The 12,882-nt window shown below is 71.9% G+C and carries 15 protein-coding genes; 11 read left to right on the top strand and 4 right to left on the bottom strand.

Annotated elements, in window-relative coordinates:
- Positions 1-15 precede the first annotated feature (15 nt).
- A complete protein-coding gene (locus ACGFZA_RS14780) occupies positions 16-369 on the top strand; it encodes an SHOCT domain-containing protein (RefSeq protein ID WP_385282753.1) in 354 nt (117 codons plus the stop codon).
- Between the two features lie 414 nt (positions 370-783).
- Positions 784-1,584, top strand: coding sequence for a tyrosine-protein phosphatase (locus ACGFZA_RS14775; protein WP_385282750.1), 801 nt, complete (start codon positions 784-786; stop codon positions 1,582-1,584).
- Between the two features lie 195 nt (positions 1,585-1,779).
- Here the strand turns inward: ACGFZA_RS14775 and ACGFZA_RS14770 are convergent, their stop codons facing one another.
- Together ACGFZA_RS14770 and ACGFZA_RS14765 are read right to left on the bottom strand one after the other, a co-directional pair.
- Positions 1,780-2,352, bottom strand: coding sequence for a hypothetical protein (locus ACGFZA_RS14770; protein ID WP_393679222.1), 573 nt, complete (start codon positions 2,350-2,352; stop codon positions 1,780-1,782).
- Complete coding sequence (locus ACGFZA_RS14765) at positions 2,349-2,924, bottom strand: hypothetical protein (protein WP_385282745.1); 576 nt, start codon at positions 2,922-2,924, stop codon at positions 2,349-2,351. Before ACGFZA_RS14765 ends, ACGFZA_RS14770 begins: the two co-directional genes overlap by 4 nt.
- 237 nt (positions 2,925-3,161) lie before the next feature.
- On the opposite strand from ACGFZA_RS14765, the gene ACGFZA_RS14760 reads away from it, so the two are divergent.
- From ACGFZA_RS14760 to ACGFZA_RS14750, 3 genes are all read left to right on the top strand, one after another.
- On the top strand, positions 3,162-3,566 hold the full coding sequence (locus tag ACGFZA_RS14760; RefSeq protein ID WP_385282741.1) for a DUF1992 domain-containing protein: 405 nt from the start codon (positions 3,162-3,164) through the stop codon (positions 3,564-3,566).
- Positions 3,567-3,613: 47 nt separating this feature from the next.
- A complete protein-coding gene (locus tag ACGFZA_RS14755) occupies positions 3,614-4,105 on the top strand; it encodes a GNAT family N-acetyltransferase (protein ID WP_385282738.1) in 492 nt (163 codons plus the stop codon).
- Positions 4,106-4,238: 133 nt separating this feature from the next.
- Positions 4,239-4,751, top strand: coding sequence for a DUF6328 family protein (locus ACGFZA_RS14750; RefSeq protein WP_385282736.1), 513 nt, complete (start codon positions 4,239-4,241; stop codon positions 4,749-4,751).
- 12 nt (positions 4,752-4,763) lie between these two features.
- On the opposite strand, the gene ACGFZA_RS14745 is transcribed toward ACGFZA_RS14750, so the two are convergent.
- Entirely contained in the window at positions 4,764-5,591 is an 828-nt protein-coding gene (locus tag ACGFZA_RS14745) for a VOC family protein (protein WP_393679218.1), read from the bottom strand.
- A gap of 170 nt (positions 5,592-5,761) precedes the next feature.
- Complete coding sequence (locus ACGFZA_RS14740) at positions 5,762-6,094, bottom strand: DUF6479 family protein (protein WP_385282731.1); 333 nt, start codon at positions 6,092-6,094, stop codon at positions 5,762-5,764.
- Between the two features lie 200 nt (positions 6,095-6,294).
- Here ACGFZA_RS14740 and ACGFZA_RS14735 point away from each other — a divergent pair, with 200 nt between their 5' ends.
- The 6 genes from ACGFZA_RS14735 to ACGFZA_RS14710 all read left to right on the top strand — a co-directional run bounded on the left by ACGFZA_RS14735 (position 6,295) and on the right by ACGFZA_RS14710 (position 12,871).
- Positions 6,295-6,687, top strand: coding sequence for a hypothetical protein (locus tag ACGFZA_RS14735; protein WP_393679215.1), 393 nt, complete (start codon positions 6,295-6,297; stop codon positions 6,685-6,687).
- Between the two features lie 94 nt (positions 6,688-6,781).
- Entirely contained in the window at positions 6,782-7,348 is a 567-nt protein-coding gene (locus tag ACGFZA_RS14730) for a 2Fe-2S iron-sulfur cluster-binding protein (protein ID WP_393679213.1), read from the top strand.
- On the top strand, positions 7,345-8,331 hold the full coding sequence (locus ACGFZA_RS14725) for an FAD binding domain-containing protein (RefSeq protein ID WP_385282724.1): 987 nt from the start codon (positions 7,345-7,347) through the stop codon (positions 8,329-8,331). Before ACGFZA_RS14730 ends, ACGFZA_RS14725 begins: the two co-directional genes overlap by 4 nt.
- Before the next feature lie 143 nt (positions 8,332-8,474).
- The gene (locus ACGFZA_RS14720) at positions 8,475-10,574 is read left to right on the top strand and encodes a xanthine dehydrogenase family protein molybdopterin-binding subunit (protein WP_393679210.1); all 2,100 of its coding nucleotides are present in this window, start codon (positions 8,475-8,477) and stop codon (positions 10,572-10,574) included.
- Positions 10,575-10,764: 190 nt separating this feature from the next.
- A complete protein-coding gene (locus ACGFZA_RS14715) occupies positions 10,765-11,274 on the top strand; it encodes an ATP-binding protein (RefSeq protein WP_393679208.1) in 510 nt (169 codons plus the stop codon).
- Positions 11,275-11,458: 184 nt separating this feature from the next.
- A complete protein-coding gene (locus tag ACGFZA_RS14710) occupies positions 11,459-12,871 on the top strand; it encodes an NADP-dependent succinic semialdehyde dehydrogenase (RefSeq protein ID WP_385282716.1) in 1,413 nt (470 codons plus the stop codon).
- Positions 12,872-12,882 lie beyond the last annotated feature (11 nt).

Here is a 12,882-nt window from a genome sequence, read left to right as displayed (position 1 = left end):
TTTCGAGGACCCGGAATGAACCGTCGAGGGCCCGGCCTGCTCGGGGCGGCGGCCCGCACGGCCGTCGTCGCGGGAACCGCCTCGGCGGTCAGCGGGCGTGTCCAGCGGCGCCAGCAGGCGAAGTTCGCCGAGGACGACTCCGAACGGATGGCCGAGGAGCAGATGCGCCAGCAGATGCAGATGCAGGCCGCGCAGCAACAGGCCGACCAGCAACGGGCAGCTCAACAACAGGCCGCCCAGCCGCAGGCCGCCGAGCCGCCCGCCGATGATCTGATCAGCCGGCTGGAACGCCTGGCCGAGCTGAAGAAGCAGGGCATCCTGACCGATGCCGAGTTCGAGGCGCAGAAGACAAGGCTTCTGGCGGAATGAATCTTCGCGGGGCGGCGATTGGCTTCGCGGTGATTCTTCGCGGGGCGGCGGTCGGCCCGGATCAAAACGGAATCGATGGCAGGGGCTCGTTCAGCCCGTCGCGCCAAGCGGCGCACACGCGCGGTGGCGCGAAGCTGTATTCCGTATCGCGCAGCAGTTCGCCTGCGCCCCCGCGTCTGTGCCCATGGGCCGCCGCGCTGGATGTTCCGTTCGCTTTCCGTCCCTGAGCGGATGCGCGGCGCGCCGGGCCGGAAGGCCCCGCACGGCCCAGTGTTCCGGCTTCCGGTCCGGCCGGCAGACCGATTGATGATCATCGGCGTTTTACCTTTGTCGATTTCCCGGCGTCATGCGACTTTTGATCCGGCCAGGCCGAAATCAATTTCGGATCCGTGTCGGGAAAAGAGGAAGTTCATCGTGGAAACCGCCAGGGCCGTCCCGGCAGCCTCTGTTCTCAACCTGAGGGATCTGGGCGGCATCGCTCTGGGAGCAGGCCGGCAGATGCGCGCGGGCGCCGTGCTGCGTTCCGGCCAGCTCAGCGGGCTCGATCCGGCGCAGGACGCGGCGGTGGCCGGGCTCGGGATCCGTACCGTCGTCGACCTGCGGACCGCGGACGAGCGGGCATCGGCTCCCGACCGTCTGCCGTCCGGGGCCCGGCTGTTCGTCGCCGACGTGCTCGGGGACGATCCGGGTGTGGCGCCGGCCCGGCTGCGTTCGCTGCTCGCCGATCCGGTCGAGACCGAGCGGCTGCTCGGCGGCGGGAAGGCCGAGGAGATGTTCGCGGAGACGTACCGTCAGGTGGTGCTCTCGCCGCGGGCGGCGGCGGCCTACCGCGCCTTCCTGGAGACGGCCGCCGACGACGCCGCGCGTCCCGTGCTCTTCCACTGCACGACGGGCAAGGACCGTGCGGGCTGGGCGGCGGCGCTGCTGCTGCTCCTGCTCGGCGCCTCGCGGGATGACGTCCGGGCGGAGTTCCTCGCGGTGAACCCGGTGATGCGGGTCGCCTTCCGGCCGTCCGTGCAGAACTACCTCGACGCGGGCGGGGACCCGGAGATCGCCTCCGCGATCATCGAGGTGCGGCCCAAGTACCTGGACACGGCGCTGGACGCCATGGACGAGCGCTGGGGAGGGCTCGACGGTTACGCGCGCGAGGGCCTGCGCCTGCCCGAAGCCGCGTTGCGGAGGCTGCGCGGCGAGCTCGTGGTGACCGCCCGGTGACCTGAGCCCGGCATGGCGTTCAAAGAACGCGACACGCCTTCTGCCGTCCGCGCGTTGCGGACCGGGAACATGCCTTCTGCCGCCGGCGCGTCGCACCGGCGGCAGAAGGCGTACCTGTACGGGAGGCGAAGGGCGAAGCCGCGCGTGAGGTGTCCGGTCGCCCCGTTGCCGGACCGCGGGGGGCGGCGGCGTGCCTCACACGTTCAGCAGCCGTTCGGTGAGGTCCCGGTAGTGCTGCAGGGTGACCCGCAACTCCTCGGTCCGCGTGCCGGGACCGGCGTCCCGTCCGGCCGTGCCGAGCGTGTGCCGGTACTCCCTGAGCGCGTCCGTGAGCTCGTCGACCACGCTGTCGAACGTGCTCTCCGCCTCCTCGACGGCGCGGCGGGGGCTCTCGACGAACTCGCTCACCGCGTGCTGAAGGCGCTCGGAGTGCCGGTCGTGGCCACCGTCCGGGAAGAGGGAGTGCGTGGCGCCGGGTGCGCTCGCCTCGGTGGACGGCGTGCCGGCGGGGCCGGCCGCCGGCTTCGGCGGTATGCCGTCACCGGGGAGAGCGGCCGCGGCAGGGGCCTTCATGCGCGGCTGCCCGGTCCGCGGGTCATCCGGCTTGCGCGCGGTACCTGTTGCTCCGGTGGCCGCGGGACCGGCGTCCACCGCGCGGGTGTCCGTTGTGCGCTCGTCCGTCGCGCGGTCGGAGGCCGCCCGGGGCTTCTTCGCCACTTCGGGGACCTCGGTGGGGATACGAGGTGTGGATCCGGTGTCGTGTGTCATGCCGTGCCACTCCCTTCCGCGTGGTGCGGGTGCCGGCGTACCGGCCGGTCCGTGCCGTTCGAGACGAGCACGTCGAACAGGCCGCGGGCCTCCAGCATCGCCTCCCGCATGTCTTCCGTGTCGCCGTCGCCGCGTTTGGCGGCGTGCACCCGGTGATAGCCGTTGACGTGCTCGGCGTGGTGAACGGAGAGCGCGGCACTCTGCTCCCCGAAGTCCTTGCCGTCGGGAAAGCCCAGGTCGCGGGCCAGCTCGGCCAGGAGGGCGTCCGCCTCGGCGACCGCCTCCCGGGGGGCGTCGACGAAGCTGCCTTCGATCCGTGTCCAGCGGTCCGCGTACTGTGCGCGTGCCTCGGGCGTCAGCGGACGCTCGTGCAGGGAGCGGTGCCGCTTCAGCCGCTCGTGCAGCTCGCGTTCGGCGGCCTTCGCGTCGCCGTGGTGGCGTTCGACGGTCCGGTCGTACTCGGGGCCGAAGCGGCGTCGGATGCCGTGCCCGCCCGTCCGCCGTGTGTGGAGGAAGGCCAGTGCGCAGGCCGCGACGAGGACGATCGCGACGATGATCACTACGGTCGTCATGGTCATCACTCCTGTCGGTTCTCGGTCCGCAGGTCGCTGTGTTCCACTCTCACCATCCCTTTCGGGTCGTGTCCCGGAGCCGTGTCGGCCCGGCGTGCTCCTCGTGTACCCCGCCGCCCGCGTTCAAGACCCGGAGCCTGCCCCGGCTGTGTTCCCGGCGGGCTCCGGACGCTGCCGTACGGCCCCTGGGTAGGGTGGAGGGGCTGCATCACACGCATCTCCGAAAGGAGCATCACAGTGACCGAGCGCAAGCCCGCCGGCGTCAGCTTCGAGTCCTGGGTCGACAAGCAGATTCGCGAATCCGAGCAGCGCGGCGACTTCGCCGAGCTGCCGGGGTTCGGCAAGCCCCTCGAAGGGCTCGACCGCCCGTACGACGAGGCGTGGTGGATCAAGGCGAAGATGCAGCGGGAGGGCATGTCCGTGCTCCCGCCCTCGCTGGCCCTGCGCAAGGAGGCGGAGGACACCCTCGCGGCCGTGCCCGGGACGCGGACCGAGGCCGAGGTGCGACGGATGCTGACCGGGATGAACGAGAAGATCGCCGAGGCCGTCAGGCGCCCGCCGCAGGGACCGCTCCTGAATCTGAAGCCGTTCGACGTCGAGGCCCTGGTCGAGGAGTGGCGTACGGCCCGGCGCTCCGCCTGAGAGGGGCGGCGGCTTCCTGCCCCTCTCGAATGCGTAATACTCACTCTATGAGATCAGGTATTACGTCGCGCGCTCGCCGCGTTCTGGGTGAAGAGGTGGGGATCAGGCGGGCCGCCGCCCGGGACGCGAAGCGTATGACCCGGCTGGTCCGGACCTCGCGCGCCTACGAGGGGCCGTACGCCCCCATGGTCGCCGGGTACCGGGTGGGGCACGACTACGTCGAGACGCACAGAGTCTTCGCGGCCGTCGGCGAATCCACCGATCGGCTGCTCGGCTTCTACGCCTTGATCCTCGACCCGCCCGAACTCGATCTCATGTTCGTCGCCGACGACGCGCAGGGAGCAGGTGTCGGACGTCTGCTCATCGGGCACCTGAAGGACGCGGCGTTCGAGGCCGGACTCACCGAGGTGCGCATCGTGTCGCATCCGCCGGCCGAGGGCTTCTACACGAGCGTGGGAGCCCGGCGGACCGGCACCGTGAGGGCCGCACCGCCGGCGGTGATGTGGGACCGTCCCGAACTGGTGCTGCCGGTCGCCTGAGACCGGGCCGGGTGCCGGAGGTCCCGCGACAGCGGCCGGCGGCCCGCTCGCCGGACAGGCCCCGGCCCGGGCGGAGGTCTACCGTGTGGGAACGGGAACGTACAGGCGCTGCGTGGACCGGAGGAGGACCGGCGTGAGCCCACCCGAGGAGGAGCACGGCGAGGGCGGTGGATGGGGGCGCCGGGAGACGGCGGAGGAGCGGGCCGACCGCCGGTGGACCGACCTGCTCCAGGAACTGCGCGTAGCCCAGACAGGCGTGCAGATCCTTTTCGGCTTTCTGCTCGCTGTCGTCTTCCAGCCGCGCTTCGCCGACCTCTCCGACACCGACCGCACGATCTACGTGATCACGGTGATGTTCGGCTCCGCCACGGCCGGAGCGCTCATCGGGCCGGTGTCCTACCACCGGCTGCTCACCGGGCGGCGGCTGAAGCCCCAGACGGTCACCTGGGCGTCACGCCTGACCGTGATCGGGCTGATCCTGCTGTTCTGCACGATGTGCTCGGCGCTCCTGCTGATCCTGCGCGTCGCCCTGCACAACGCGCTCGCCCTCTGGCTGGTCGGCGGAATGGCGCTGTGGTTCGTGGTCTGCTGGTTCGTCTTCCCGGCCTGGGCGCTCGCCCGCTCCCACGGCCGCCGCGAGAGCTGACGGCGCCCGTGGTCAGGCCGTGGTGCCGGCCCCGGCCCTGTGAGCGTCCGTGAGGGTGAAGATCCCGCCGTCCGGATCGATCAGGGTCGCCTCGCGCCCCTCGGGGCGTGACAGGTCCTCGACCAGGGAACCTCCGTGCTCATGCGCCGCGGCGACGGCGGCGGCGATGTCGTCCACCGGGAAGTTCACCTGCCAGTGCGGACGGACCAACGGATCGGGTGCCGCCTCGACCGCGCCCGAACTGATCCGGGCCAGCTGGCGGCCGCCGCACTCCACGATCACCTCGTCCTTGGCGTACGCCACCTCGCAGGAGCCGGGCCGGCCGCTGGCCCAGTCCAGGACCTCGCCGTAGAAGATCGCGGCGTCGAAGGCGCTCCGCGTGTGCAGGCGCAGCCAGGCATGCGCATGGCCGTCCGGGGCGGGCGGTGAGGTCGCCGGAGCGGTCCGCTGCCAGATGCCGAACCCCGCGCCCTCCCGGTCGGCGGCCAGTGCGCCACGCCCCTTGCCCAGGGCCAGTGGGCCCACGGCCACGGTGCCGCTGCGCTCACGGATCCGGGCGGCGGTCGCGTTGGCGTCCTGGACGGCGAAGTACGGCGTCCACGCCACCGCGACGCTGAAGGTGGTCGCCACGGCGCCGATCCCGGCGACGGGTACGTCACCGCGCCGGGCGACCGAGAACTCCTGGCCGAGCTTGCCCGGCCGGAACGTCCAGCCCATCACCGGGCCGTAGAACCTCTGGGCGGAATCCAGGTTCCGGGTCATCAGATTGACCCAGCAGGGTGCCGCAGGCCCGGTCAGCGTTGCGGGCGCGGATGCCGTGCCAGGGGTGCTTCCCGTCATGGTCCTACTGCCTTCATGGGGAGTGCGGCAGGTGTGTGCCGGTGGCCTTGGGGCCTTCACCAGCCTTACCGCGGGCGGTCGCTCCCGCAACACACGGCCCCTTCACCGGCACGGCCACCACCCCGGGAAGAACGGGGGCGGAAAGCCGCCCGGACCGCGGGGGGCACCGCTCAGTCGCGCTGCTCGTCGTTGTCCCGGTGGATGGTCTCGCTCCCGTGGTCGCCGAGCTCGTAGGGCGACAGGCCCCGGCCGTCGGCGGGGAAGGCGTCGTCCCCGTGGACATCGCGCTCCTCGACATGGGTGCGGTGGTCCGGCGCCACCGGCTGCTCCTCGGGCAGAGGCGGCGGCAGTTCCTCGGCGCGCCGCCGCCTGCCCAGCCAGACGGCGCCGATCAGCACGGCCACCAGGATCACGCCGACCACGCCCAGCACCGCCCCGGTCGCGCCCCGTCCGTCCGCGAGGGTGATGGCCAGGGAATTCAGGGCTCCATCCGATACGTCCATGCTTGCCGGATACCCCAGGGCGGGGGTCTCACTCGACTCTGGCGTCGAATTCATGTTTTAAGTGGATATGACAGCTCAAAGTGTTTGAAACGGTATGGCGTCGTTCGTCTCAGGTACCCGCAGCGCTTCCGGGCCGCCCGTGTCGCAGGCCTCCGCCCGAGGGGCGAGCCTGGAGGTGACCCCTTCGGGAAGGAACCGCGGTGAACAGCACACAGGACAAGCAGCAGTCCGAGGAAAGCCTGGACGGCCGTGAGGTGTCGGTCGTCGTCAGCGGGTGCGAGAAGGACGACGCGCGCACGGTCTTCGATGTGCTGCGGGCCGCCTTCGCCACCGACCGTGCCTCGGTCGACGTACCGCAGGAAGTCGACGGCAAGCGGCCCACGGCATGGGTCGTGACCGTCGATGTCACCGAAGCCCTGGTGGTGAGCGGACCGGTGCGGCTCGGCGCGCCCGTCACCGCCGACGTGCAGGGCGGTTACTGGGCGGTCGACCGGCTCCGGCGGAGCCTGGCGGACGCCTTTTCCGTGCAGGTCGTGGGCACCGTCTCCGGTGACCAGGAGGAGGAGGTCCGGCTGCGGCTGGAGAACAAGTAGGCCGGATGCTTCCGCCTGCCCCGTTCATGACGCGGAGTCGTCGCGCGACTGGTAGAAAACAGGCAAAACGACCTCTGTCGAAAGGTGCCGTCACGTGGACCCGACCAGCCGGGGGAGGGGCGGCGACGGGGAGGAGCGGGCGACCGGCCACCGTTCCGCCGTCACCCTGGACATCAACGGAACCGAGCGCACGCTGACGCTCGACCACCGCACCACGGTCCTCGACGCCCTGCGCCTGCACCTGGGCCTGACCGGGGCGAAGAAGGGGTGCGACCACGGTCAGTGCGGCGCCTGCACCGTGCTCGTCGACGGCCGGCGGGTCAACAGCTGCCTCCTTCTGGCCGTCGCCCAGGACGGAGCCCGGATCACCACCATTGAAGGGCTCGCCGACGGCGGCCGGCTCCACCCGCTGCAGGAGGCCTTCCTGGAGCGCGACGCGCTCCAGTGCGGATACTGCACGCCCGGCCAGATCTGCTCGGGCATCGGCGTACTGAGTGAGGCGCAGGACGGCTTTCCGTCCCACGCCACCCCGCCCACCGCGCCCGTGACCGCTCCGGTGCCGCTCGACGACGCCGAGATCCGTGAACGGATGAGCGGCAACCTGTGCCGGTGCGGCGCGTACCCCCGTATCGTCGAGGCGATCGGAGATGTCGCGCCGTGAAGCCCTTCGCGTATCTGCGCGCAGCATCGGTGGCCGAGGCGGTCCGCGAGAGCGCCGGTCATCCCGGTGCCCGGTTCCTCGGGGGCGGCACCAACCTGGTCGACCTGATGAAGCTCGGTGTGGAGAGCCCCGGCCTCCTCATCGACGTCAGCCGGCTGCCGCTGGACCGGGTGACGGACACCGCCGACGGGGGACTGCGCATCGGGGCCACCGTTCGCAACAGCGACCTGGCCGCCCATCCCGCCGTGCGTACCCGCTACCCCGCTCTCTCCCAGGCACTGCTGGCCGGCGCCTCCGGGCAGTTGCGGAACACCGCCACCACCGGGGGGAACCTGCTCCAGCGCACCCGCTGCCCGTACTTCCAGGACACGTCGAAGCCCTGCAACAAGCGGGAACCCGGCAGCGGCTGCCCGGCCCGCGAGGGTGCCCACCGGGACCTTGCGGTCATCGGCCATTCCTCCGAGTGCGTCGCCACCCACCCGTCGGACATGGCCGTGGCCCTCGCGGCCCTCGACGCCGCGGTGCTCCTGCACGGGCCGGACGGCGAACGGACCGTGGCCGTCACCGACTTCCACCGGCTGCCCGGGGACGACCCGGCCACGGACACCGTGATCCGGCCGGACGAAATGATCACCGACGTGATCCTGCCGCCACTCCCCGACGGCACGGTCTCCCTCTACCGCAAGGCCCGGGACCGCGCCTCGTTCGCGTTCGCCCTGGCCTCGGTGGCTGCCGTCCTGCGTGTACGCGACGGACGGATCGAGCACGCCGCGCTGGCGTTCGGCGGGCTCGCCCACCGGCCCTGGCGCGCCCGCACCGCCGAGGAGGCGCTGCGCGGCGCGCCCGCAGGCGACGCCGTGTACCTGAGCGCGGTGGACGCAGAACTGGCCGCCGCCCGTCCGCTGCGCGACAACGCGTTCAAGGTGACGCTGGCCCGCCACCTGGCTGTCGACGCCCTGGCCGCACTCGCTGCCAGCCCCTGAAGGTGCCTCCCACCGAGGGTGCCGACCCCTGAGGGTGCCCGCTCCTGCAGATGCCTTTTCCCGAAGGCGCCCGCTGCGACGGGCGCCTGCCCCCGGGGACGCCTGCCAGAAGGTGTCCCCCCGAAGAGCCGAGGATTCCCGCCATGAGCCACGCCCCCCAGCCGCCGGGCGCCCCCGTCGTCCGCCGCGAGGGCCGGGACAAGGTGACCGGTGCCGCGCGCTACTCCGCCGAGCGAGGTCTGCCCGGCTGCCTGTACGCCTGGCCCGTGCCCGCCACCGTGCCCCGCGGCCGGGTCACCGCGATCCGGACCGCCGAAGCGCTCGCCCTCCCGGGTGTCCGCGCCGTCCTCACCCACGAGAACGCCCCACGGACCGCGGAGCCGGACGACCCGATCCTCGCCGTTCTCCAGAACGACCGGGTGCCGCACCGGGGCTGGCAGATCGCCCTCGTGGTGGCCGACACCCTCGAAGCCGCGCGAGCGGGCGCCGAGGCGCTGCACATCACCTACGAGAGGGCCGCGCACGATGCCGTCCTCACCGGGGACCACGCGGGCCTCTACACCCCGGAGACCGCCAACGGCGGGTACCCGGCCGTGCGTGAGCGCGGTGACTTCGACCGCGCCTTCGCGGCCGCACCCGTTCAGGTGGATGCCACGTACACGATCGGGCCGCTGCACAACCACCCCATGGAGCCGCACTCCTCGACCGCCCACTGGTCGCCGGACGGACACCTCACGCTGTACGACTCCAGCCAGGGCGCCACCAAGGTGCGCGACAGCCTCGCCACCGTGTTCGGACTCCGGCCGGACCAGGTGACCGTCATCTCGCAGCACGTCGGCGGCGGCTTCGGGAGCAAGGGCACACCGCGTCCGCAGGCCGTGCTGGCCGCCATGGCCGCGCTCCACACGGGCCACCCCGTGGAGCTCGCCGTCCCCCGGCGCCACATGGCGGCCGTCGTCGGACACCGGGCGCCCACACTGCAGCGCGTCAGGCTCGGCGCGGAGAGCGACGGGACCCTCACCGCGGTGGCCCACGAGGTCGTCACCCACACCTCCACCGTCAAGGAGTTCGTGGAGCAGGCCGCCGTACCGGCCCGCGTGATGTACGGATCGGCCCACAGCCGGACCGTCCACCGGGTCACCGCGCTCGACGTCCCGAGCCCGTCCTGGATGCGCGCCCCGGGCGAGGCGCCCGGCATGTACGCCCTCGAATCAGCCGTCGACGAACTGGCCTCGGCTCTCGGGACCGACCCCGTCGCACTGCGGCTGCGCAACGATCCGGCCGCCGAGCCGGACTCCGCCAAGCCCTTCAGCAGCCGCAATCTGGCCGCGTGCCTCCGCGACGGTGCGAAACGTTTCGGCTGGGACGACCGCGACCCGCGTCCGGGAGTCCGCCGGGAAGGCCCCCTGCTGCTCGGTACGGGCGTCGCCGCCGCCACGTACCCCGTCTACGCCGGGGCCTCCCACGCAACGGCACACGCGGCCCCCGACGGCTCGTACCGCATCGCCGTGAACGCCACCGACATCGGTACCGGCGCGCGGACCGTACTCGCCCAGATCGCCGCCCGCGTGCTGGAGACGCCGGTGGAGAACGTGACGGTCGACATCGGTGACAGCGACCTGCCGGACGCTCCGGTGGCAGGCGGCTCCTCGGGCACCGCCTCCTGGGGCTGGTCCGTGCACAAGGCGGCCGGAGCGCTCGCAGAGCGGCTCGGCGCGACCGCCGGAGCGCTGCCGGCCGGTGGAGTGACCGTCACGGCCGACACCACCGAGGAGACGGCCGCGGAATCCCCCTACGCCCGGCACGCGTTCGGGGCCCACTTCGCGGAGGTCGCCGTCGACTCCCGGACCGGTGAGGTCCGGGTGCGCAGAATGCTCGGGGTCTTCGCCGCCGGGCACATCCTCAACTCGCGCACCGCACGTTCCCAGTTCATCGGTGGCATGACCATGGGGCTCGGTATGGCCCTGACCGAGGGCAGCACCGTCGACCCCGTCTTCGGCGACTTCACGGAGAGCGATCTCGCTTCGTACCACGTGCCGGCCTGCGCCGACGCGACCGGTCTGGAGGCGTACTGGATCGACGAGGACGACCCGCATCTCAACCCCATGGGCAGCAAGGGCATCGGAGAGATCGGCATCGTCGGCGCGGCCGCGGCCATCGGCAACGCCGTCCATCACGCCACCGGCGTCCGGCTGCGCACCCTTCCTCTCACCCCGGACCGGCTGCTGGCCGCTCTGCACTGACGGCGGTCGGCGGCTCCCGGACGCAAAGCGGCCGGTCACCGGGGGTGTGCGAGCGGTTGTGTTGCGCGACTGGCTCTGCGGCCTCACCCTAAGGAGTGACCCAGAAGTGACATCTGCTCACTCTTCGTATTCGGGGGTCGTTTGTTCAACGGGGCGAAGCATGTGGGCCTCGATGTGAGGAGCCTCGACGATGACCGTTCCACTCGACCGGCACTATCTGGTCGAACTCCAGGTATCGGCAGAGCGTGTGTCCCAGCTGCGACGGATCGTCGCCGCACACCTCCGCCACTGGAGTCTCGAACTCCACATCCGGCCCGTGTGCCGTGCTGTGGAAGAGCTGCTGACCAACGTCCAGCGGCACGTCGGTGACGACAACACCTGTGTCCTCGAACTCCGCTGGTCCGGACGGCACCTCACGGTCTCCGTCGCCGACAACGGTTCCGACATGCCGCGGCTGCTCCAGGAGGGCGGCGGCCTCAGCCGGGTCATGGCCCTCAGTGACAGCTGGGGCACCTGCCGGACGGCTGAGGGCAAGGTCGTCTGGTTCACCCGCTATGCGCAGGAGCCGCAGCACATCGAGCTGGTGCCGCTGCCGCCGCTGCCCGAGGTCCGCGAGTTCCGCCGGCCGCCGGCGGTCGTGGTCGAGGACCACCTCCCCACGGCCGTCCCGGTCCGGACCGGCGCCCCCGCCCTCGTCTGAGGCACGCGGCACGGAGCGGCCCCACGCACCCGTCCCCACCCCCTTCTTGCCCCTTCCGGCGCGGATCGCATGCCTCACGCATGCATGGTCCGCGCCGGTCGGGTATGCGGATGGCGGCGGCCCGCGTTGCGCCGTCGTCCGAGGCGCGGCACGGTCGAGGTACCGAGGCAAGGAGGCCACAGTCATGCCCATCGCTACGGTCAACCCCGCGAACGGCGAGACCCTCAGAACGTTCGACGCCCAGGGGGCGGACGAGATCGAGCGGCGGCTCGCCGCGGCGGACGCCGCCTTCCGCGCGTACCGCACCACCGGCTTCGGCGAACGGTCCCGGCTGCTGAACCGTGCCGCCGACCTCCTGGACGAGGACCAGCAGGACATCGCGCGCACCATGACCCTGGAGATGGGCAAACCCCTCAAGGCATCCCGGGCCGAGGCCGCGAAATGCGCCAAGGCCATGCGCTGGTACGCCGCCCACGCCGAGGAACTCCTCGCCGACGAGCACCCCGCACCGGCCGACGTCGAGGACTCCGGTGCGTCCCGCGCCTACGTCCACTACCGGCCGCTGGGCACCGTACTCGCCGTGATGCCGTGGAACTTCCCCCTCTGGCAGGTCGTGCGGTTCGCGGCACCCGCGCTCATGGCCGGCAACACCGGGCTGCTCAAGCACGCGTCGAACGTGCCGCAGACCGCGCTGTACCTCGGCGACCTGTTCCGCCGGGCCGGCTTTCCGGCCGGCTGCTTCCAGACGCTCCTGGTGGGCTCCGGAGCCGTGGAGGGGATTCTGCGCGACCGCCGGGTGGCCGCGGCCACCCTGACCGGCAGTGAACCGGCCGGCCGCGCCGTCGCGGCCGTGGCGGGCGACGAGGTCAAGCACACCGTCCTGGAACTCGGCGGCAGCGACCCCTACCTCGTGCTGCCCTCGGCCGATGTCGCCAGGGCGGCCCGCACCGCCGTCACCGCCCGGGTCCAGAACAACGGGCAGTCCTGCATCGCCGCCAAGCGGTTCATCGTGCACACGGAGGTGTACGAGGAGTTCGCGGAGCGATTCACCGTGGGCATGCGCGACCTGACCGTCGGCGACCCGCTGGAGGAGACCACCGACATCGGTCCGCTCGCCAGCGAACAGGGGCGTGCCGACCTGGAGGAGCTCGTCGACGACGCCGTACGCCACGGAGCGACGGCTCTGTGCGGCGGAGGCCGGCCCGAGGGCCTGACCGGCGGACTGGAGCGGGGCTGGTTCTACGCCCCCACCGTCCTCTCCGGGATCACTCCCGCCATGCGCATCCACCACGAGGAGACCTTCGGCCCCGTCGCCACCCTCTACCGGGCCGACAGCCTCGACGAAGCCCTGGCGCTGGCCAACGACACGCCCTTCGGGCTCAGTTCCAACGTCTGGACCCGCGACGCCGAGGAGAGCCGCCGCTGCATCCGCGACCTGGAGGCGGGCGGCGTGTTCTTCAACGGCATGACGGCCTCTCATCCCGCACTGCCGTTCGGCGGGGTGAAGCGCTCCGGATACGGACGTGAGCTCGCCGGTCACGGCATCCGCGAGTTCTGCAACGCCACCACCGTCTGGTACGGCCCCGAGCCGCGGTAGCCGGACCACCG

Source organism: Streptomyces sp. NPDC048211, from assembly GCF_043202315.1.
GTDB lineage: Bacteria > Actinomycetota > Actinomycetes > Streptomycetales > Streptomycetaceae > Streptomyces.
This window is presented reverse-complemented; position numbering and strand designations above follow the sequence as displayed.